Raw genomic sequence first — 20,645 nt, 5'->3', positions numbered from 1 at the left:
TTCACAGCGGGATCGTGTCGACGTACACCGTGCGCTGACCGGCCGCGCCGGTGACCGAGTTCGCCGCGCGGACGTCGCCCGCGTCGGCGGTGTACTGCTCGACCTCGCGCAGCACCAGCCGGTACCGGTTCAGCAGCCGGTTTCCCGGCAGCCGCAGCGCGCCGGACCAGGTGAACGTGTTCCCGCCCGCCGAGGCGGCCGTCAACGCGATCGGCGGCATGCCCGGCACGTCGACCCAGGCCAGATCGCCGGTGAGGTCCGGGTCGTACTGCTGCACCGAGGCGTACACAGTGGACGTTCCACTGCCCGAGGTCCCGGCGACCGCGTTGGTGTAGCCCGGGCCGGTGACGGAGAAACTCAGCGCCTGGGAGTCCAAAAGGGACCAGGTGACCGACGCGGTCCGGCCGGGCGCGAGCTGGATGAAGTCCGCCAGCACCACCGGCGACAGCTCGCAGCCCGGCAGCGCGTGCGCCTGGTACCGCGCGAGCGCCAGCCTGATGAACGGGAAGTACGGCGTGCCCGCGTCCACCTGGAGATCGGCGTACCAGAGCCCGCGAGTCGTGTCGTACGCGACGTCGTGCGGCGCGACACCGACGCTCGCCGCTCCCGGAACCTCGGCCAGCGTGAGCCCGGTCCTCGCGCCGGGCGCGAGCGCGAAGTCGCCGTTGGCCGGGCGTTCCGCGCGCGGTGCGGCCGAAACCCAGATCGGGTCGCGGCCCCATTCGCTGAGCAGGCCGTCGAACTGCGCGCCCGGCGCGCCCGAGCCCGCCCAGGTGACCACGCCGAGCTGCTCGCCGTCGCCCGACGAGAACCACGGACGCTCCAGGTAGACGCGCAGGCCGCCGCCTTGGCGCGTGCTCGTCACCTTGGGGTTGAAGATCGTGCCGCTGTTCGCCGACGCCCAGTCGAACGCCGGGATCAGGTACGACACCTTCGGCGCGGCCGGGCGCGCCGAAGCGGGGATGTCGAGGTACTTCACCGCCGCGCCGTCCCGGGTGATCGGCGGCTCGACGAAGCGCACCGTCACCGGGGTGCCTGCCGGGATCGTGCCGGTGGCGATCCGCGCGATGTTCCCGGTCGGATAGTCGATCACGTAGTCGGCGCCTTGGCGGTAGGTGGTCGCGTCGAGTGAGACGACGTCGCTGGACGGGACGACGCCGTCGTCGCTCAGCTTCACGCCTTGCGTGCCGATGAACGTGATCTTGCGGGTCTTCGTGAAGTACTCGGCGTACCTGGTCGTGCCGAGCAGGCTGTATCCGACGCGCCGGTACTTGCTGTCGCCGAACTCGTGCCGCGCGGCCAGCGACGCCGTGTCCGGACCGTCGTAGCCGAGCGAATCCTGTTTCACCACAGCGGAAAGCGTCGGCGAGACCGGGCCGGGCGCGCGGAGGTCGTCGATCTGCTCGACCCAGCTGCCGCGCAGGTCGAGCTTGCCGGTGCTGGGCCGGTCGACGGTCACCGTGCCGGTCAGCGAGGCGAAGTTCTGGCCGGGCGAGCGGGTCGCGGTCAGCGTGCCGAACGCGGGTTTCGTCACCGGCTGGCGCACCGCGTGCGTCAGGATCAGCTTGCGGTTCGGCGTGATCATCCAATGCCTGCCGGAGGTGACCAGCGTCTTCAGCGCCGAGACGTCGCCGCCGCCTTCGGTGACCCAGCCCCAGACGCCGAGCTGCGGCGCGTCGGCGGAGTTCACGTACGAGCTGTACGCGACCTCCGTGCGCCGCCCCTTCGGCAGCTCGACGGTCAGCACGCGTAGCAGCGCGTTCCAGCTCGGCGCGCGGTTTCCCTCCACCAGGCGGATCTTGAACGGCTGCGCGTTCGGCCACGCGGCGGGCGAGGTCACGCCCAGCAGGCTGCCGAGCAGGCCGTAGGTGAGCGCGAGCGCGCCGCTGATGCCGCCGATCAGGCCGAGCCGGTCGGGAATGGCGTTGAGGTAGTTGAAGTCGATCTTCACCACGCCCGAAGCGCCTGGCAGGCCTTGGAAAGACGTCCCGCGAGAGAAGACGTCCGGCAGATAAGGCACCTGCAGCAACGGATCCGGGTAGTACCGCTGGCCTTGTCCTGCCGGGTCCTCGACGCCGCGAGTCGCCCAGGTCGCGGCGTCGCGCTGCGCGATCATCTGGTAGTCGTTGACGCTCAGCCCGCCGTTGACGTCGAAGAGGCCGTGTTCCTCGGCCATCAGCTGGCTGATCTTCGGCGGCACCACGTGCCGGTACGCGGGCTCCGCGATCGGCGCGTCGAAGTTGCCGCGCACCACCATTTCCTCGACCGACTCGCCCGCGCCGCGCGGCGCGGCGAGCAGGATCACCGGTGTCGGCACCGGGTCGAACCGGCGGTGCACCTGAGGCGGGCTGGCGTCCGAAAAGTCGGTGGTGCCACCCGAAACGTCATTGCCTGCCAAGTCGATCGCGCGCATGCGGAACCGATACGTCCGGCCGTAACGCAGGCGCGGCAACGTGCCCGGTTTTGCCTGGAAGGTCACCGCGATCGGGCTGCCGCCCGCCTGCGGCGCCGGGTCGACGGGCATGCCCTCCTTCGGGATCATCTTGCCCGGCCGCGGCGCGACCAGGCTCCAGCCGTTCCAGTGGAACAGGGATTCGTGCAGGTACTGGTCGTTCGAGGGGCCCGCGAGATCGGACGGGCCGGTGACGGCGAGCGTCACCGCGCCCTCGTCCTCGACCTGGAAGGTGGTCGTGGTGCCGGGGATCGTGTAGGTCGCGATGCGGCGGCACAGGCTGTGCCACTTGCGGCTCACGTCGTCCCAGACGTCCACCGCGTAACCGCGGATCGTGTCGTCGGCGTCGAGCGCGGCCTCGGTGTTGCCGACGTCGTTCGACGAATACAGCGCGTTGAGGCGCTCGGACCGCTTCGCGACGTTCACGAACGCGGTCGCCCTGTCCACATGGGACACACTGAGCCCGCGCGTGCGCAGCGACGGCACCGTGTACGCGGTGGGCACGTCGTCCGACGGCAGCGGGGGTACGGAAAGGTCGGCCATCTCGGGGTCCCCTCTTACTTCGGCGGCGTCGTCTGGCCAGGCGGCAGCGGCGCGGACGGCGGCTTCGGCGGCTCGCCCGGCGCCGGTTTCGGCAGGTGCAAGGACGTCTGGACGCGGTTGGCGACGGTGACGAAGGAGATCACCTTCGCCGCGGCGCTGTCGACGTCGACGCTCGTGGTGTGGAAGTCGTCGGTGGCGAGCGGGAGCACGCCCTTCGCCAGCCCGCCGCCTCGCGCGCCCGGCCCGAAGACCCCGTTCTCGGTCACCGCGTTCGTGATCGGCCGGATGTCCTCGGTGGACACTCCTGGCGCGTGCGGGAACGTCGGCACGACCTGGAGTTTCATGGGCGACGTCACGCCGGCAGGCGGGGTGAACACCAGGTCGCGCAGCAAGCCGAGCCTGCGCAGCACCTGCGGGTGCTCCCCCAGCGACGACACGAGCTGATGGAAGTCGAGCGCCGGCATCGGCACCGGCGGCACATCGGCGACCGTGTTCTTCGGGGCCTCGGTCCGGCGCCGGTCGAAGAACTGGTCGGCCATGGTGAAGTCCATCGGCGTGTTGTCGATTCCCTTGCGGGGCAACGATGAAGACTCCACATAGCTCTCTTCGAGTGAGCCGATGGCTGTATCACGGCCTTCGCCTTCCTGCGCGATCCCGCCTATCTTGCCGAGCCCGGCCGGCTGCCCCGGCGGCCCGACGAGCGTGTCGAGATGCACCGGCGCGGTGGGCGAGCCGACCGCGATCTGCCGGTACTCACGCTTGACGAAATCGTGCACTTTGGACACCGGGTACGAGCGGTTCGCCTTGTCCGAGAAGGTGTCCATCCCGTAGGGCGTGACCGGTGTCGAGGCGGGAAAGACCTTCGTCCACAAAGATGTGTCGCGTGTGGACGTCTCGGTGGCTGGCACCTCGGTGCCGTTGACCGAGACCGCCCAGGTGATCGGCACCGCGGCCCAGTCGGCCAGGTCGCCGAAGGCGCCGAGCGTGCGGTTCGCGTCCGGGGTCAGCCGGAAGGTCAGGAAGACCGAGAGCTTGAGCTGGCCGGTGCTCGGGCCGCGAACGGGCAGCACGGTCCAGATGATCGTCTGTTTCGCCATCATCCCTCCAGCGCGAACGCGCCGCAGTAAGCCCGCCAGTCGGCGGACGAGATCGTGTCGCCGAACGGCGGGTCGCCGGAGCCGCCGAGCCTGCGCTCCACGGTGAGGCTCACCGACTTGGAGAAGCAGGCGATGGACACGCTCACGGTCAGCGTGGCCCGGCCCTGCGCCTTGCCGGGGTCCAAATAGGTCAGTCCCATGTAGAACTCGGCCGAGATGGTGACGATGCCGAGCACGGTCAAATGCCCGTCGATCCGCAGGAAACCGGTGAGTTCGATACGCTCCGGCGGATTCCCGCCTGGCTGGCGTTCCAGCCGGAAGTAGATGCCCGCCATCACCGAGACACTGCCGCTGGCGATGCCGATGTCCAGCGCCAGCGCGCCACCGAACTCGAGCGAGGCCTCGATCATCTCCAGCCCGTCGGTGCCGAGCGCGACGCCGAGGAAGCCGCCGCCACCGAACAGGGATACGGTGAGCAGGAACGGGTTCTCCCGGCTGCAGAAGGCGAACCGCACGCGCATCGGGCTGTCGTCGAACGGCAGATGCAACCCGGCGGTCAGGCTCAGGTTCTGCAACGCGAAGACACCGACGACGATGTTCGGCAACGCGAGCGTGTATCCCGCGTCGATCCCCTTGGGACCGACGTCGATCGCCAGTCCCGGCAAGCCGATGGTGGACAGGAACTGCTGCACCACGTTGACGAAACTCAGCGGCCCGGCGAACTCGACGCCCGCGAGGTCGACGTCGATCTTCGGCTTGCCACCCTTGTCCACCACGAACCTGAGCCTGGTGAAGGTCAGGATCAGGAACTCCTGCGAGCCGAACAGCTTGATCCGGAAGTTCCGCAGCTCGCCGTTGATCGAGAAGGTCGAGTTCTGCGGCACGGCGAAGTCGGTGACGATGGTGGCCAGCAAGGACAACGTCGCGTCCTTGCCCTTGCCGTCGTCGGCGACGAACACGTCGAGCGCCGATTTCGGCTTCGGGTTCCAGGTGACGGTGGTGGTGTTCGCCGTCGGCGGCTTGGTCCGGTCGCCGCCGGGAAAGGTGACCACGTCGACGATCTTCGGCACGCCTTCGACCTGGCCAGGCTTGAAGTTCGCGCCGGTCGCCGGCACATCGGGCAGGATGTCGGCGAGGTTCAGCGTGCCGAGCAGCTTGGCGGCGTTGGCCTGGAAGAACGTCTTCGGGTCGAACCGGCCCGCGACGATGTCGTCGACCTTGCCGCCGAAAGTGCCGAGTTCCCGCGAAAGCCCGGTGACGAACAGGCTCGGGCCCGCGACACCGCCGACCTTGTCCGCGGCCTTCGAGAAGTCGACCGGCACCGCCGGGTCGATGGCCTGCAGGAACACGCTGCCGAGGTTCTTCCAGCCGCCAGGTGGCTCCGGCAGGCCCTTGGCGAGGCCTTCGGCGGCGTCGAACCCGTTGTCGACGAACGACTGCGGCAGGTTCATCCGGACGCCGACGTTGGGTTGCCCGGTGAGCGGATCGACCGGCCCCGACGAGGTGGAAACCGCTTTGCCCGCAACGGCTTCCGGTCCGGCGAGACGGACCGAGCTGCCCTGCATGAGCGGGTAGAACGCGGGCAGGTCGTTGTCGGCCAGGAATTTCTTGAAGGCGTTGTCGGGCTCCCGCTGCGCGACTTCGGCGGACAGCACCAGGTTGAACGTCTCCAGCGCCGTGTCACCACCCCGGCCGGCCGACGGCGGCCCGTAGGCGATCTTGGCGCCGTTCAACGCGATCGTGACGTCCGCCTTCGCGCCGAGGGTCACCGTGTCGGGCTTCGGATCCGGGTAGAACGCCTGATACGCGAGCTTTTGGTACTGCAGCGCGATCTGGTTCAGGTAGGCCAGCGGGGAGGGCCGGTCGCAGAATTGGTTGGGCGGGTCATCGGGCTTCCGCTCGCAGTCCTTGAAGGGGAAGACATAGCCGCGCGCGCTGTTGACGTCCATCCAGATCATCGGCACGTCGAACCGCACGGTGCGCCCTTCGACGTCCGTCGCCTCGACGGCGAAGCGCAGGTGTTTCGTGGCGTCCGCGGAAGGCACCCAGAACACGGTCGGCTTCGGGCCGTCGGCGTACGGGAACTTACTGCCCGGCGGCGGATCCGGGATGATGTTGGGCGGCACCGGGTTCGGCAGATCCGGCGTGACCAGCGTCAGCAGCCGGACCGTCCGAAGTGGATTCCCGCGCCCCGCGTTCTTCTCGTACTTGGCCTCCGGCTCGCGGGTGAAGTCCCGCACCGGATCCCGCACCACGATGAACCGCCGCTTGAACAGCACGGCAGCGCCCTGGTCCACCTTGCGCTCCGTCAGTTCGATCAGCGACGCCCGATGCCCGAACGGGAACAGATAGCCCGCGAGCACCACCCGCACATACTGGTCGCGGCCGAGCGTCGAGCGGTGCTTCCAGTCCGAGACCTCCAGCGCGGGCACGCTGTTCTGCGCCCATGCGCCGTGCACGTTCATCAGCGCGCCGAGCGGGCTCAGAATCAGCTTGTCGACATCGACCGCCGCCGCTGTCGTACTGGCCTTGACGATCCTGGCGCGGTTGACCTGATCCAGCGGCACGTCGAACCCGGGATCAGCGCCGGCATCGCCGAGCGCCCGGATCGTCTTGCCCGGCGCGAGCCGGGTGTGCCACAACTCGGTGCGGGTACCTTTGGTGACAGGCGTGACCGCGTGCTGCCACGTCGCGGTGCTGTCCGGCGAGACGAGCAGATGCCAGGGCGCCTCGATCGCGGTGGTCGGCCCGGAATCACCCGATTCGCCCGGCCCGTTGGCGTTCTCGCCGACCGACAACGAAAGCGCGGCCCAGTCGAGCAGATCCCCGAGCCGGTACGGAATGCTCTCAGTACTGTCCGGCAGCCGGAACGCGAGAACGGTCGATCCACTGAGGACAGCTCGCGCGACACCACCCGGATACGAGCCGAAGAACGCCTGTTCACCCACACTTTGCGGCGCCAGGCTCGCCACGAGATACGCCGCCCCCGCCTGCTGCCGCACCAACCGCGGATTCCGGCCATGCGAATCACTGGTCCGCACCAGGTTGTACCCGGCGAAGTCAATGGTCAGCAGATCCTCACGCCGCAAAATCGAAGCCCGGAACGTCGGCGTACCGGAGAAAGCGGCGGGCAGACTGCCAGGGTTCGCGGCGAAATCGATACTCGCCACCAGCAAGGCACCACCGGCCACCCGCAGCACCGTCCGCCGGGCAACAAGCGGCGACGGGCCCACCAGGAATTCAGGCGTCTTCTCGGTCATGAACCCTCCCCAAGTAATGCGCACAGATTTGCCGAACGGCCCGTCAGAAGGAAGCGATCGGTCCGTTCACCGGACCGGCCATCGCACCGGTCGTCGCCTCGGCCGCCACCCGCACCAGCTCGATCAGCTGCTCGACCCGACGCCCAGCCATCGTCATGGCCCCGAGCGCGGCCACAGTCCGCCCCTGCTCGTCCCTCACCGGCGCGGCCACGCAGTACAACCCGGCCACGACCCGCCCCGCATCGACCACCACCCGATCCGACTCCCCATCGAGCAACACGGCCGAACAAGCGGTCCCCGGCGGCAGCGGCGTCCCAGCCCGCTGCCGCGCATAAGGCAAAGCGGCAACCGTGACCATCGACGAGATGTACACCTCAGGCCCGAATTTGGCACACAGCGCGACATTCGCACCGCTCACTTCCGCCAGCCGTTCCGACGGCCCACGCGCAGCGAGATTCAACCCTGGATCCGGCCGCCACGCCCGCCCAAGCCACGACACAAGCGCCCCGATCCGGTACCGGCGATCCCGCCGCTCGACCGCACCAAGTTCACTCAGCTGTTCCAGCAACCGGTGCACAGTCGCTTTCGGCAAGTCCGCCCGCCTGGAGATCTCCGACAACCCAAGGCCGCCCTCCGTTGTGGACAGTGCCTCCAGCACCGCGAAGGCGCCCTCCAGAACACCACGACCGCCGCTCTCCGCACCCCGCATAAGCAGTCTCCGCTTCGCGTTCCCTGCGGGTAAGTCCGCACGCCACCTTCTCGCGTTACCCCTCCGGCGCACGTCTGCCCCATTGGGCAACCCCACGCTCTTGCGGAGTCCCGACTTCCCGTCTTGATACAGCCCTGGGGTCTGGGTTTGCCTGGGTTGCCTCTACCGAGGGCACCTTGGCTCACTCGGGACTGGTTGTGCGCCAAAGAAAGCGAGAAAGGTTGAGTGGCTAGTGGCATGCGCCCCTTAACACGAGTAAAGTGGAGTATGTGATCAGCACACAAACCCCTGACCTCCAAGCGCTACCCGAGTGGTGGCGCTTCGAGGATGACGCGCTGCTGATGGCGTACGTAGCGCGGGAGAGGGAGAAACGCCGCCTGGACGCCGAGCAGGGTCAGATCCTGGCTGAGGTCGAATCGCGTGGTGTGCGGGATGTGTCCGGCTATGCGACGGTGGCTCAGATGCTGGTCGACTGGGTCCAGATCAAACCCGCCGAGGCGAAAGCCCGCGTGGAACGAGCCCGCGCCCTCAACCCCCGCCACGACGGTGGCGCGCAGATACCCGCGTTGGCGCCCTATGCCGCCGCGGCGGCGTTGAGCGGTGATCTCGGTCCAGCGCAGCTGGATCCGATCATCACCGCCCTCACCGGACTACCCGCCTCAATCTCGGCAGAGGACCGCGAGACCGGGGAACACATCCTCGTTGACTTGGCTCGTACGGCGGGGCCGCGGGAGATCACCAAAGCCGCAGCGAATCTGCGGGATCGGCTCGATCCTGATGGGCGTGAGCCGAAAGATCCCGATCCGGTGGCTCCTCGGCGGGAGCTGGAGTTCGTGACCCACCGCGACGGCACCCACGGCCTGAAAGTCAAAACCGACGCCGACACCATCGCCCGATTGAAAGCGCTGCTCGACCCGCTCGCGAAACCCCGCCCCGCCACCGAGGAGGAAGGCCGGGATACCCGGTCGCAGTGGCAACGGTGGGGCGACGCGTTCACCGAATTCGTGCAGATGGGCATCCTCAACCCGGAAATCCCCACCCAAGCCGGGGACAGTGTGCATGTCGTGGTCACCATCAGCCTCGACGAACTCCGATCCGGGATCGGGCAAGGCCGCCTGGACCTGGTCGGCGATATCAGCGCCGCTGAGACCCGCCGGATGGCGTGTGACTGCAAAGTCATCCCGGTCACTCTCGGAGCGGACGGCCAGCCCTTAGATGTCGGACGCGAGCAACGCCTCGCCACCCCGGCACAACGGCGAGCATTGGCCATCCGCGACCGGGGCTGCGCCTTCCCCGGCTGCGACGCGCCACAGCAGCAATGCACCGCCCACCACATCATCTTCTGGGCACACCACGGCGAAACGAAGATCGGCAACCTGGTGCTGCTCTGCAGCCGACACCACCGACTGATCCACCACAGCCAGTGGGACGTCCGCATCGCCACCGACAACCACCCGGAGTTCATTCCACCAGCGTTCATCGACCCCACCCGAGCGCCTCGCCGCAACACCATGCACGCCCGCACCTGAATAGAGTCTCGGCCGCGCTCAAAGCCCAGCCGCGCACTCGAACCCGAAACCCGGCCCCACCCATGAACGCGGCCGCGACCATCACCCCGGGAACAGGCCGACCTGCAAGCCCTAGGCGGCCGGTAGTCGTGAGTGTTCCCAACGGTTATTGGGCGGAAACCCAAACGTTGAACCGTCACGGGTTGGGGGCCGCTTCCTTTCATGAGGATGATGGTCACCATGCCCAAGCGTTACCCGCCCGAGGTCCGTGAGAAGGCTGTCCGTCTGGCTTTGGATCGTCTCGACGAGTACGGATCCGCCTACGCCGCCGCGCACGCCATCGGCCCGATGGTCGACGTGCATCCGGAGACACTGCGTGTGTGGATCGTCAAGGCCCTCCAGCAGGACACTCCACCCGTCGCGGCGGCCGGTGAGCTGGCCACGGCCGAGCGCGCCGAGCTGGACCGGCTGCGCAAGGAGAACAAGGAACTCAAGCAGGCCAACGACATCCTGAAACTGGCGTCGGCTTTTTTCGCGCGGGAACTCGACCCGCGACACCGCTGATCGTCGGGTTCATCGACGAATACCGCCAGGTCCACGGCGTCGAGTCGATCTGCCGAGTGCTCTCCACGCACGGGATCCAGATCGCGCCCAGGACCTACCGCAAAGCTCGTCGCTTACCACCGTCGCAGCGGGATATCGCCGACGCCTACCTGACCAACGCCCTGCGAGACGCGCAGGACACACCCGAGGCGGTCTACGGGCGCCGGAAAATGACCCGCTGGCTGCGCCGCCAAGGCCACCAGGTGGCGTTCTGCACCGTCGACCGCATCATGCGAGACCTGGGCCTGAAGGGAGTGACCCGGGGGCGTCCACCACGAACCACGATCCGCGCCAAAGACGGCGTGCGGGCTGGCGACCGGCTCAACCGGGACTTCACCGCCGATGGCCCGAACCTGGCGTGGGTGGCGGATTTCACCTACGTGTCGACGCAGACCGGATGGGCCTACGTCGCGTTCGTATTCGATGTCTACTCCCGCGCCATCGTCGGGTGGACCGCGGCGAGCGCGAAGACGACTGCCCTGGTGTCCAAGGCGCTGAACATGGCGCTCTGGCGGCGCGATCACCACGGGCATCCCGTCGAGCCGGGGTTGATCCACCACAGCGACGCCGGGAGTCAATACACGTCGGTTTCCTTCACTGATTCTCTTGCACTGCAAGGGTTATCGGCGTCCATAGGTTCGGTCGGTGATGCCTATGACAACGCACTGGCGGAATCGATCATCGGGCTGTTCAAAACCGAACTGGTCAACCGGCACGGCTCGTTCACGAACCTCTCCGAGGTTGAGTACGCCGTGATGGAGTGGGTCGACTGGTACAACAACGCCCGCTTGCATTCCCGGCTGGACTACCTCACACCGGTCGAGTACGAGACCGCCTACTACGCTCAACACCTGCCACGCCGACCGGCGCTGGTCTGATACCCGAAGCCGGTCCCTTACCCGTGACGGTTCAAAGCTTCGGCACGCAAAGATCTGACTCTGGCACGGAGATGAACTGAGCAGACGGATTCGGCTTCTTGGTCTCTGCCCGTCCAGGTACCGAACCTGCCCAGTGGGCGTGTTGCCACCTCAGCTGGGCCACCTCCGAACGCCAGCTCCGCGCCAACGGTCGAGGAAACGCGGTCATCCACGACGATCAGGTTCAAAGAGCAGCCGGATCAGCCGTCCGTCGTGGAACACGGCGATCGACGACAACATGTCGGCCTTGAAGTCCCAGGCACGCATCGCGGAATCTCCGTCGACCAGCCAGTTCTTGACGAGGCCGGGGATGGCGAACCGCAGCCTGAACTCACCCGAGCCGTCCGCGGGCTCGATGACCCAGTCTCCGGCAACTGAGCCCTGTTTCGCGAACCTGATAGTCACCTTGATATCCGGGCCATGGCTACGGAGGTGGGCAGGGAACCTCACCGGATCGTCCGGTCGCAGTACCACCACGAATGGAGCGGCTGGGAATCCCAGTAGCAAGTCTGGGTAGAGATGGTCGAGCAGCCCGTCCGCGACCGAGACGAACGCCTGATCCAACTCGGATCCATGCGAGACATCTCGTCGATACGGGTAGTCGGCGACTCTCGAGCTACCGAAGGCGTACCTGAACGCGGCGCGAACCTGCCCGACGGAAAAGCTCTGGACGCCGGCCGCTCTGGCGATTCGGATCAATTCGTCGGCCGCGCGACGGGTCGCCTCGAGCAACGGTCTGAACGCAGGACCACTCAAGTCGACCAAGGAGATCTGCTGCGCGAGCGCGTAAAGCTGCGCATCCTTCGTGAACCCGCTGGCCGAGAAGAGAGCGTACTGGTAGAGGTGTCGACGTACCGGCAGCGCACGGGCATGCGCGGTGGCAGTCGCGTAGTGTTCGTTGACGTCATGGATGACACCATGCGCGTTACGCACTTCAGGAAGATCGACTCGCCTTTTCCAATGCTTGGCTTCGACAAAGAGTCTGATCGGCAAAGAAAACGGCACAGAAAATGCCAAGTCACCCAGCACATCAGCTTGATGGTTCGCACCGCGGCCGCGGACCAGAAGCCCATGCCCACCGTCGATCAGCTCATCGGAATCTTCATACGCAGAAACCAGTAGTCGGTAGCCATTAGAGTACAACAGCCTGGCCAATACCTCTTCCAGGACATATCCGCGAAGTGCAGCTACCGTAAGCATGCAACAGACTATCCGACTCCGACAGCCAGCAACCAGGACGTCTGGAACGACAAGCCCGTCGGCGGCGCGATTACCCGGCCGCGCCAGCGAACGGCATCGTCTACTTCGCGCTGGGCACACCCGGCACCGTTCGAGAGAAGGTCCCCGACCACTACATCGCCATGAGCGGTGTGGCAGACCTCGTCGTCCCGCTGTGTCCACCACGCCAGCGAGGTCGCCTGACCAGGTCACCGCCGGAACATCCTCGCCGCGCACCCGTGCCACCGACCTGACCAGCTCCAGCACCTGCGCAGAATACCGAAGATCGTTCGGTCTCAATCGGAAACTGCCGATTTTCGGCGGCAGGTGGTCGTTCGCCTTCCTAGGCTTGCGCCACCTCCTCGCATTTCGAAAGAATCGGAGTTGCACATGCAGAAGACTGCGGTTACCCGACGGGTGCCCAGGCTCGTCGGCGGCACGGTGGTGGTTGGCGCCGTATTGCTGACGGTCGCCCAACTCGCATCCGCAGGTGGAACCACCTCCACGTCGTGGGGGCCCACCGCGAGCGCGGCCGCCTACTGTCTGGACAACCTCCACGGCAAGCTGGGCGACCGGATCAGCATCAGGTCAGACAGGGCGCTGAGTGGCGGTCATGGGCTGCAAGTGGTGAACCGCTGATCGGGGGTAGGACAGGCCTCGTCCCACCCCGACCAGCCGCTGCCATGTACGGAATGCTCCTGTCTCTTCGGGACGAACGCGCCCCGGCAGTCTTACCTGGGCAGTCAAACCAAGATCGAACACGTTGGCCATGGTCACGGACAGTTCGAGCCGAGCGTCTGCAGCGAGGCGCGCTCGCCCTACAGCAGACCCCTGCAACCTCACCGTCGTCCACTCCACGGTCGATTACCCAAATCACTTCCCACCGCTCTCTGCCCTGACCACTCTCACCAAGCTTCGAGATCGAGAGGCGCCGATACCCAGCTTCTTGCGAAGCACTTCGGCCGAAATTGGCCGCTGGGTTCGCGCCCGATGCAGCACGTCTTCTTCCCTAGCACGTGACAGAAGGGCATCATCAAGGTCCGCGTCGTAGGTCGTGATTCCCCTGGACGAAGCAGCCTCAACAGTGCCGCTACCAGGCGTTTTAATAGTTTCTTCGCAGCCTTTGAGCTTCAGCAGCAAATCCGGGCCGACCTCCGCCCACCCGATCAGCAGCAGTGGACCCACCGCATCGAATGCAGCCTTGCCCAACCGGCCCGAGACGAGTGGATCCGCAACATTCAAGGCAAGCGTCACCACGCTGGCGAACAGGAGAAGCCGCCGCCCTGGCCCCAGGTTCTCCGCAGCTATCCCTTGCAGCGCCAGGTGGCGCATGGCCAGCAAAAGCCCTAGCACCGACAGGTCGACAGCCGGTGCGACCAGCGGTGCAATCCACACTGGGACACCCAGCCGTAAAGCCAAGCTGAGCGCGTTGCCGAATCCGAACAAGAAGGTCAAGGCGACCACCGTCGCGGCGATCGCCGTCACGACGTTCACAACTGGATCACGATCAGACACGTCGAACACGTCCTCCGAAGCCAAGATCATCCGGCGAAAATCCGGCGACGGCAACGAGTCACAAGCCGCCGGAACGAGGAGGAACAGGACGTGCTGACCTGCGGAAACTCAAGGATGCCCTGGTCGGGAACCGCGTTGATCTTCCCTGACACGGAAGAGGTCACTGGTTCAATCCCAGTATCGCGCACCATACGTTTTCACAGGTCAGAGCCCCATGCCTCCTTGCGAGGGATGGGGTTTTAATTTTGCGTGGCGTAGATCCGGCGTGGATCTTCTTCACCGGCTCGATCTCAAGATTCCGGTACACCACCTTTAAGTGTGGGAACCAGCTCGCGAGCTTCTCGCGCTCGGTCGGCCGGAGCATGATCAAGGATGCGGCCCACCGCGCTTCCAGCGACGCGATGACGTGCTGACGCATCGCCGGGGTCACATGGTCGTAGACCCTGCCCATGCCTTTCATCTTTTGGCCGAGCCTCGCACGCCTGGTGACTTCCGGAACTCCGTCCTCGGTCAACCATGTCGCGTGAGTGCCCCCGGCCCTCGTGGAACGTAAAGCCTTCGAGGACCGGCGGCACCGAACCCGGCTTGTCCTCGGCGACGCCGTCCCACGCCGGACGCCAGTAGCGGTAACGAAAATTCGACCGCTGCCACGGATTGCCTTCAGGGCTGCACAGGACGAACGGATGGCTGTGGCTGTCCATTGGCTCCTCGTAGAACACCGCGACGCTGGGCGGAATCTCCACAAACCGCGTCCCTGGCGGGGTCTTGGTCCTCCCCTTTCGCTGCTTCCCGCGGCGCCGTGACCGGGCTGCGAACCGCCGCGTCATATTCGTGCCGCTGCTGCCCGACCAATTCACCCCAACGAGCGCCGGTGTAGCCATCCATCAGGCACAATACGAATCCACGTATCCCAAGCCCGCACTCGTACAAGCGCATCGCGCCACGCAAGATCTGCGCCGGGCTGGCCACCAGGTACTCGGTGTCGTACGCACCGGAGGTGACCCGGACGCTCGAGCATGGGCTCGCTGGGATCAGCCTCGCGTTCGCCGCGGCCTCCATGAACCCGGAAACGTGGCGAAGATCGACGCCACCGTCGACTCCGCTTAGTCATCGTGCAGCTCGGACACCCACTTCTCAAATTTCCAGGTAGCCGTTGAAGATCCCTGCCAGCGGTCATGACTCCCACTGCGGCAGCAGATGGTTGTCCAGGAAGGACGGCATTTTCGCCACGGTGTTCGGCTCCAGCCGACCACGGATAGCGTCGAGATGGGCCTCAGCGAAATCTCCGAAGAGCGTCGCACCGGCCAGCGGATCGATCCACAGGTTTCGCCGGATCAAGGCCTCCTGATCACCGGCCCACTCCTTGGCAGCCTTCTTCGAGTCGAACCCCGACAGGCTCCCGACCGTCCCATCGGGACGCTTGTAACGGGCGCGCCATCGAAGGCGGACACCTCGCCCCGCGAGCCGAGTGATCTCACTCGCGTCCTCGCGACTAAAGCGGTAATGCTTGCCGAACCGCCGGTGCGGGAACGCACCCGCGCTGGCCTGGTCTTTAAGTGTGCGCGGCGATATGCCAAGAAGCTGACCAAGCTCCTCCGCGGTCAGCAACGCCTGCGCGTCGCGAGGCTGCCGCGAAGCGAGCACGTCGACCGCGTCAGCCAACCTGCATATCGCCGATGTCAGCGCAAGCACATCGCCCGTGTCGCCATGATTTGATGGACTACTCACACACTTCTCCTCCGATTCTGGCGCCACTGCAGGACTTTCCTGAGTACTCACGACGGGACACGCGACAACGCGGTTCACCACGCCCAAACTGGCGTGTACCGGCTTTGCCAGCTGTAACAACGAAACCAGCTGGGACGCAAACGATTCACTCGTTCGAGCGCGTTCCCGCTCGTTCCCGTCCTCACCTCCCCTGGGCGACGCCGTTACTCCGAGGAGACCTCCCACCGCACGCGGGCAACACCGCCGAAACCTTGTGAGTCACGTTGCCGGCCGGGCCGTTCCACCCAAGGCGCGACCTCAGGGTCTCAGCGGGCAACGAGCCCGCGGCACGCAGGCTCGCGCCGCTCTCGCCTGCCTGGCTGCGTGTGATCAGCCGTCGATAGCCCAGAGCTCTCGCGGCCCGCCAAGCCGCTCCGTACAGCATCGAATTCGTGTTGCGCGAGCCCACCAGCGTGCAAGTTTGCATGACCTCAAGGGTCAGACCGTCATCCAGGCACCGCTAGACCGGCCGTCCGACCGTCGCAACACCGACCAAGCCCCACCTCACCCGCGATACCGACTGCGAACTTCATCCCTTGCAGTGGCGCATGATGGCGGTGATGCTGCGCGATGAACGCGCACGCCTGTGGTCGGCCGTGCGCGAGCACCTGCCGGAAGGTGTGCTGCGAGCGCCGGACCGGGCCGACGGAACCAGGGCGACGGCCGACAACGAGGCGTTGATCGAAGCCATCCTCTCCTCGCCGGGCTTGACCGCCCACGCACCCGATCTACACTGCGAAGACCTGTCCTTCCTGCTCGTCGAGAAGACGCACCGGCTGACCAACCGGTCGGACGAACTCGTACACGTGGTCGTCGAGACCGTTCCCGCTCCCCCCGCCGATAAAGCTCACGCCGGACGATCAGCACGCGGAGACCGGGCCAAGCGGCGAGATCTCCGCGACGCGCAAGCTTCAGTAAACACCGACACCGGGTCAGGGCAGGCCACCGCCAGACCATCACCGGATGCGCGGCATCATGCTGGACACCGGACTCGAACCGGCAGCGACCTTGCGCGAGTTGTTCCACACCCAGAACCGCTGGCATGACGTCGCGACCTACGCCGCGCTCGCCGACAGGCGACGCACCGCCGCCTCCGAGCACGAACTGAAGTTGCTCCACAACACGTCGATGAGCAACGCGTGATGTCGTGAGTGCGCCGACGGTTTGCTCGTCGAACGACCGGCACACTCACGATCACAGTCCTGGATCGGCGACGTTACGAGGGTCGCCCATGTCCCTCGAGTGTTTCATGGGTGGCCATTGTGTCGTCGCCTGTCGAACTACAACGGCAGCTTCAGATGAATATTCACCGCCCGGACGAGCTGACCCGGATACACGATTCAAGCACCCTCTCGACGAACGGTCAGCGATCCGCGCCGAGCAGCGGCACGCGTACACCTCCACGACCAAATGCGGGCAAAGCAGGAATATTCGATCGACCGCAGTCGATTTCTTCACCCCATTGCACTAAGCCGGACAATTCCGCGCGAGGGAATATTCGCCACTTCAAGCCCGGCGCGCAACGACGAAAAGTCAAGACACACAATGGGGCTAACATAGAAATTTTCTGAACGAATATTCGCCACAAGTCAATGGTCACATTTGCCAGCACGACCGCTTAACTTCGCCCACGGACCGACCACCGAAACATAAGTCGACGAGCTTCGCCCCAGTGCGATTCTTTGCCACGATGGGTTCAGTGGCAGCACGCGAAACCGTCCGGGCGGCCACGGGCAAACCCTTCCCCGCAGAAAAGGCAGGAGACACGAGAACGTGACAGGCATTCTGGTCAGCGTGGGCGAGCCGCCAGAGAAGCCGCCGCTCAATCAGGCGGTCTTCTCCCCACCATGCCGGTCAGGCTGGGATCTGGCCTGGGATTTGGTCAACCGCGTCCTCGCAGGCGACTGGCGCCGCATCTGGCAGGCGGTCGTGCTGCTGGCGACAATCGGCGCCGTCACCGCAGGCGTACTGGTGGCCGGATCCGTCCCGCTGCGAGCCGCGGCGCTTTCCGCGGCCGGACTGTACGTGCTGCTACAGCTAGGTGCACACGGCCGCCCACCTGAGCGACGGGTGTAGCCGTCAGGGGGCGCGGCGGCGGAAAACGTCGCCGCGCCCTCTGACCGTCAGGGCTTTCTGCCGACTCCCGCGAGGATCAATGACTCGTTCGGCGAGGCGAAGGCGATCTCCGGCTCGGCCGGGCCGGCGTCTTCGGGATGCCACTGGGCGGTCCAGGTGAGACCGGGCGGAATGAGGTCGAAGTCGCCGAACAAGGATTCGATTTCGCCGGGTTTTCGCCACACCACGGGACTACTGGCGCCATCGTACATCTCTTTGAGCTTGACGAGCGGTTCTTCGTAGTATGGCGGTATGCCGTCATCGGTGATGTGCGAAATCGCGAGATAAGATCCGTGCGGCGCGAGTTCACGATACCGGGCGACCGCGGCCGGGCCGACGTCGCCGATATCACCGCTATCGGGCGACGCGGGCTGCTGCACGTGCAGCACCGCTATCAGCAGAATCGCCACCGGTTTGTCCAAGTCGAGGATTTCCGTCTCGCCGACCTGCCGCCACAACCGGTCGGGAGCACGCAGATCGGCATGGATGGCAGCGTGCCTGCTGGGATCGCCGTTCTCAGCGAGCAGCAGCTGGGAATGCGAAACGGCGACCGGTTCGTAGTCGACATAGACCACGCTGGCCTGCCCCGGCGCGAGATCGTCCGCCACCTGATGAGCGTGCTGCATCGTGGGCAGGCCGGCGCCGATATCGAGGAACTGGGTGATTCCCGCGCGCAGGAGATGACGCACCACCCGATGCAGGAACACCCGGTTGGCCTTGGCGATCCGCCGAAGCATCGGAAACTCGGAAAGCACCCGGTCCCCGAATCGCCGATCTATGTCCCATGAGGCGTCACCTCCGAGGTAATAGTCGTAAACCCGGGCCACGCTGGGGCGATCCATGTCGATCCCCGGTGGTGGATACGCCTCGATGCCCTCGTCGGCCACAGCCATCCCCTTCGTCGCCTGGACCATGACAATCCCTCACTGAGCGTAGTTTACGAATGGCTTAACGCGATATACGGCACCCGGTGGACATCAACCCACTTCGAGGCCTTCGGGTGCCGCACGCTCGAGGCGACGGCGTAGCTCCTGCAATGTGTCTTCCGGAGTGGCCGCTGTCGACTCCTTCGCGGACCACGCCTGGCGGTAAATCGGCATTGTCCGCTTGGTCGCCCAAGACACCCCGTCGACGCGCTCGCTGTAAGCGCAGTCGTCTTTGCCACCGAAAGGTCGCAAGATGACGAAATCCAGTTCCGCGTAGGACCCCCTGTGATACGGCAGGAATCGGATCGTCACGTTGTCCAGTTCGGCCAGAGAGATCATGTGCCGCAGCTGATCGCTGATCACATGCGAGCGATGCGTCTGCGCGCACAGCCGATCGAGCGCGGATTCGCTGAAGATGAAGTCGAAGCTCTTGCCTGCCTCACCGAACACCTTCTGCCGGTTCTTCCGCTGCCGGAACAGCGGGGTCATCTCCGGGCCGCGCCCTTCACCGTTCAATTGGGCCACCATGTAGCACTCGGACTGGAGCAGTCCGTGAATCCGCTCACCGGTCCACGACCAAATGGCCTTGGCCGCTTGTTCTGTTTCCAGCGGCTTGAGAAACCACGGCGGTGTGCCGATCCGCTGCTCATCGCGGAGCCGAGCCGGGGAACAAGCCCGCTCCCACAATGCCCAGATCTTCGCTTTCATGGCGTCGTCGTGGACCTCGTACCCCTCGATCAAGGCGGCAAGGTCCTGCCGGGAAACCGAGGTCTGCCCATTCTCGACCTTGGCGATCGTGCTTTGCGCCTTGCCGACCAGTGCCACGGCCTCGGACTGGGTCAGTCCTACCCGGACTCGCTCCGTCTTGAGGAGAGCGCCAAGTTTGCGCCGGACCGTGATGTCGGTGTCCGGTGCGGGATGGTACTCCGTCATCGGCACCGCCACCCCGGATCGGCGTGCGGCTCACGCGGGTGAACACGCTCGGTGGCTAGCCTGCCGGTTGGTCCTGGCGCAGGGTGTCGAGCAATGCCAGCCAGCCCTCCCATGAGCAGACGAGCACAGGCGACCGGCGGAGTTTGCTGTCGCGTATCCCCACTGCTTCCCGAGCGGCGAGATTGACCTCCACACAGGTCCCGCCGTTGGGCCCGCTGAAGCTCGAGCGCCGCCACGCGCCCGGCGGAAAAATGACCGTGCACGGCATTGAGTAGTAGAACCGCATCGCTCCCCCTCAGAGCCCGCGAGTCGAATATTCGATTCCAGAGTGGGCGTCGAATATTCGATACGCAAGTCGGCAGCGAACCGTTCCGGGGCATGTTCACTCCAAAGAATGTCGAACAAGCTGTTGACATGTAGACAGGAAGCTCCGCGCCGCGCCCCCGACTCGCGCGCGGCGCAGGTTCCGACAACTGGATTCAGCCGGGAATCCCGCCACCCATCTCGCCGGCACAGCCGAGCGAGGGGCGGCCGAGAACCGAACAACGAACGCGGTCACCCAGCGCGGGCGCCACTGGAACGCGCACCTTGGAGTGATTCACAGCATGTCCTGATGGCCGTACCCGGCGGCCGAGGTCTAGGGTGGTCATGTTGTCCTTCCGAGACTGGTTGCAAACGGGGCAACTATGGCGCGGCCCTCTCTCACCCAGAGGGTCGCGCCGCTTCACATGCACGAGGATACGCAGAATAGCTGAAACCGCGATCATTTTCGTACGGCAAGTCTGCCACACCTTGAATTGAGTCCGCCACTTCGGGTCGGACCCGTCCAGCGTGCCAGAAGGAATATTCGCTCGAATATTCGACGGCAACCCCTTCGAGTGAACCGGCCGGTTATTCGGCCGCATATTTTCCATGTTCTCGAAATCAAGCCAGCTCAACAGCGATGAGCGCGAACAGTCACGCCCGCGGCGAGACAGAGGTTGTCTCCCAAACGAAAACAAACGCCGACGCGAGCCGAAGCGACATCCGAACACTCACCCGCCGATCTTCCGCCCGAGCTGGCGACAGTGCCTCTCCAGTCA

General features: G+C 65.6%; 17 protein-coding genes and 1 other annotated feature. Of the genes, 5 read left to right on the top strand and 12 right to left on the bottom strand.

What is annotated here, in order from left to right:
- Position 1: 1 nt before the first annotated feature.
- Genes AB5J62_RS15270 through AB5J62_RS15255 form a run of 4 tightly spaced genes read right to left on the bottom strand, consistent with a single transcriptional unit; the run spans position 2 to position 8,061 of the window.
- Positions 2-2,995, bottom strand: coding sequence for a hypothetical protein (locus tag AB5J62_RS15270; protein WP_370948862.1), 2,994 nt, complete (start codon positions 2,993-2,995; stop codon positions 2-4).
- Positions 2,996-3,009: 14 nt separating this feature from the next.
- Positions 3,010-4,092 carry a hypothetical protein gene (locus AB5J62_RS15265; RefSeq protein ID WP_370948861.1) on the bottom strand — a complete coding sequence of 361 codons (1,083 nt, stop codon included), beginning with the start codon at positions 4,090-4,092 and terminating at the stop codon, positions 3,010-3,012.
- Positions 4,092-7,352, bottom strand: a complete 3,261-nt coding sequence (locus AB5J62_RS15260) for a hypothetical protein (protein ID WP_370948860.1) — start codon at positions 7,350-7,352, stop codon at positions 4,092-4,094. Before AB5J62_RS15260 ends, AB5J62_RS15265 begins: the two co-directional genes overlap by 1 nt.
- A gap of 43 nt (positions 7,353-7,395) precedes the next feature.
- Positions 7,396-8,061, bottom strand: a complete 666-nt coding sequence (locus AB5J62_RS15255) for an IclR family transcriptional regulator (protein WP_370948859.1) — start codon at positions 8,059-8,061, stop codon at positions 7,396-7,398.
- Between the two features lie 260 nt (positions 8,062-8,321).
- Between AB5J62_RS15255 and AB5J62_RS15250 the strand changes: the two genes are divergently transcribed.
- Complete coding sequence (locus AB5J62_RS15250; RefSeq protein ID WP_370948858.1) at positions 8,322-9,590, top strand: DUF222 domain-containing protein; 1,269 nt, start codon at positions 8,322-8,324, stop codon at positions 9,588-9,590.
- A gap of 219 nt (positions 9,591-9,809) precedes the next feature.
- Positions 9,810-11,050, top strand: a protein-coding gene (locus tag AB5J62_RS15245) for an IS3 family transposase (RefSeq protein WP_370948857.1) whose coding sequence is annotated in 2 segments (ribosomal slippage) — positions 9,810-10,101 and positions 10,101-11,050 — 1,242 coding nt in all. Because the reading frame shifts where the segments join, the coding sequence is not laid out codon by codon here.
- Positions 10,094-10,222, top strand: a sequence feature (AL1L pseudoknot). Its footprint overlaps the gene before it by 129 nt.
- A 204-nt stretch (positions 11,051-11,254) precedes the next feature.
- Here the strand turns inward: AB5J62_RS15245 and AB5J62_RS15240 are convergent.
- A complete protein-coding gene (locus AB5J62_RS15240) occupies positions 11,255-12,289 on the bottom strand; it encodes a restriction endonuclease (protein WP_370948856.1) in 1,035 nt (344 codons plus the stop codon).
- 408 nt (positions 12,290-12,697) lie between these two features.
- On the opposite strand from AB5J62_RS15240, the gene AB5J62_RS15235 reads away from it, so the two are divergent.
- Positions 12,698-12,946, top strand: a complete 249-nt coding sequence (locus AB5J62_RS15235; protein WP_370948854.1) for a hypothetical protein — start codon at positions 12,698-12,700, stop codon at positions 12,944-12,946.
- A gap of 234 nt (positions 12,947-13,180) precedes the next feature.
- On the opposite strand, the gene AB5J62_RS15230 is transcribed toward AB5J62_RS15235, so the two are convergent.
- The 4 genes from AB5J62_RS15230 to AB5J62_RS15215 form a co-directional block, all read right to left on the bottom strand.
- A complete protein-coding gene (locus AB5J62_RS15230; RefSeq protein WP_370948853.1) occupies positions 13,181-13,852 on the bottom strand; it encodes a hypothetical protein in 672 nt (223 codons plus the stop codon).
- Positions 13,853-13,982: 130 nt separating this feature from the next.
- Positions 13,983-14,273, bottom strand: a complete 291-nt coding sequence (locus tag AB5J62_RS15225) for a hypothetical protein (RefSeq protein WP_370948852.1) — start codon at positions 14,271-14,273, stop codon at positions 13,983-13,985.
- 722 nt (positions 14,274-14,995) lie between these two features.
- Positions 14,996-15,484 (bottom strand): helix-turn-helix domain-containing protein, encoded by a 489-nt coding sequence (locus tag AB5J62_RS15220; protein WP_370948851.1) that lies wholly within the window; start codon positions 15,482-15,484, stop codon positions 14,996-14,998.
- Between the two features lie 247 nt (positions 15,485-15,731).
- Complete coding sequence (locus AB5J62_RS15215; RefSeq protein WP_370948850.1) at positions 15,732-16,016, bottom strand: XF1762 family protein; 285 nt, start codon at positions 16,014-16,016, stop codon at positions 15,732-15,734.
- A gap of 536 nt (positions 16,017-16,552) precedes the next feature.
- On the opposite strand from AB5J62_RS15215, the gene AB5J62_RS15210 reads away from it, so the two are divergent.
- Both AB5J62_RS15210 and AB5J62_RS15205 read left to right on the top strand, forming a co-directional pair.
- Positions 16,553-16,732 carry a hypothetical protein gene (locus AB5J62_RS15210; RefSeq protein WP_370948849.1) on the top strand — a complete coding sequence of 60 codons (180 nt, stop codon included), beginning with the start codon at positions 16,553-16,555 and terminating at the stop codon, positions 16,730-16,732.
- 651 nt (positions 16,733-17,383) lie between these two features.
- Positions 17,384-17,665: a hypothetical protein gene (locus AB5J62_RS15205; protein WP_370948848.1), complete on the top strand. Its 282-nt coding sequence runs from the start codon at positions 17,384-17,386 to the stop codon at positions 17,663-17,665.
- A 47-nt stretch (positions 17,666-17,712) separates the two neighbouring features.
- Here the strand turns inward: AB5J62_RS15205 and AB5J62_RS15200 are convergent, their stop codons facing one another.
- The 3 genes from AB5J62_RS15200 to AB5J62_RS15190 form a co-directional block, all read right to left on the bottom strand.
- Complete coding sequence (locus AB5J62_RS15200; protein ID WP_370950268.1) at positions 17,713-18,597, bottom strand: SAM-dependent methyltransferase; 885 nt, start codon at positions 18,595-18,597, stop codon at positions 17,713-17,715.
- An 84-nt stretch (positions 18,598-18,681) separates the two neighbouring features.
- Positions 18,682-19,575, bottom strand: a complete 894-nt coding sequence (locus tag AB5J62_RS15195) for a helix-turn-helix domain-containing protein (RefSeq protein ID WP_370948847.1) — start codon at positions 19,573-19,575, stop codon at positions 18,682-18,684.
- A gap of 43 nt (positions 19,576-19,618) precedes the next feature.
- Positions 19,619-19,831, bottom strand: coding sequence for a DUF397 domain-containing protein (locus tag AB5J62_RS15190; RefSeq protein WP_370950267.1), 213 nt, complete (start codon positions 19,829-19,831; stop codon positions 19,619-19,621).
- Positions 19,832-20,645 lie beyond the last annotated feature (814 nt).

The sequence above is a fragment of the Amycolatopsis sp. cg5 genome, from assembly GCF_041346955.1.
Taxonomy (GTDB): domain Bacteria; phylum Actinomycetota; class Actinomycetes; order Mycobacteriales; family Pseudonocardiaceae; genus Amycolatopsis.
Note: the sequence above shows the minus strand (reverse complement) of the source record. Positions and strands in the feature narration are given on the sequence as shown.

Excerpts from the sequence above, each read along its gene's own strand:
- AB5J62_RS15265 (WP_370948861.1), bottom strand. The coding sequence starts at position 4,092 with ATGGCGAAACAGACGATCATCTGGACCGTGCTGCCCGTTCGCGGCCCG.
- AB5J62_RS15255 (WP_370948859.1), bottom strand. The coding sequence starts at position 8,061 with ATGCGGGGTGCGGAGAGCGGCGGTCGTGGTGTTCTGGAGGGCGCCTTC.
- AB5J62_RS15225 (WP_370948852.1), bottom strand. The coding sequence starts at position 14,273 with ATGGGCAGGGTCTACGACCATGTGACCCCGGCGATGCGTCAGCACGTC.
- AB5J62_RS15210 (WP_370948849.1), top strand. The coding sequence starts at position 16,553 with ATGCGCGGCATCATGCTGGACACCGGACTCGAACCGGCAGCGACCTTG.
- AB5J62_RS15240 (WP_370948856.1), bottom strand. The coding sequence starts at position 12,289 with ATGCTTACGGTAGCTGCACTTCGCGGATATGTCCTGGAAGAGGTATTG.
- AB5J62_RS15200 (WP_370950268.1), bottom strand. The coding sequence starts at position 18,597 with ATGGCTGTGGCCGACGAGGGCATCGAGGCGTATCCACCACCGGGGATC.
- AB5J62_RS15260 (WP_370948860.1), bottom strand. The coding sequence starts at position 7,352 with ATGACCGAGAAGACGCCTGAATTCCTGGTGGGCCCGTCGCCGCTTGTT.
- AB5J62_RS15270 (WP_370948862.1), bottom strand. The coding sequence starts at position 2,995 with ATGGCCGACCTTTCCGTACCCCCGCTGCCGTCGGACGACGTGCCCACC.
- AB5J62_RS15190 (WP_370950267.1), bottom strand. The coding sequence starts at position 19,831 with ATGCCGTGCACGGTCATTTTTCCGCCGGGCGCGTGGCGGCGCTCGAGC.
- AB5J62_RS15235 (WP_370948854.1), top strand. The coding sequence starts at position 12,698 with ATGCAGAAGACTGCGGTTACCCGACGGGTGCCCAGGCTCGTCGGCGGC.
- AB5J62_RS15215 (WP_370948850.1), bottom strand. The coding sequence starts at position 16,016 with ATGCAAACTTGCACGCTGGTGGGCTCGCGCAACACGAATTCGATGCTG.
- AB5J62_RS15230 (WP_370948853.1), bottom strand. The coding sequence starts at position 13,852 with ATGATCTTGGCTTCGGAGGACGTGTTCGACGTGTCTGATCGTGATCCA.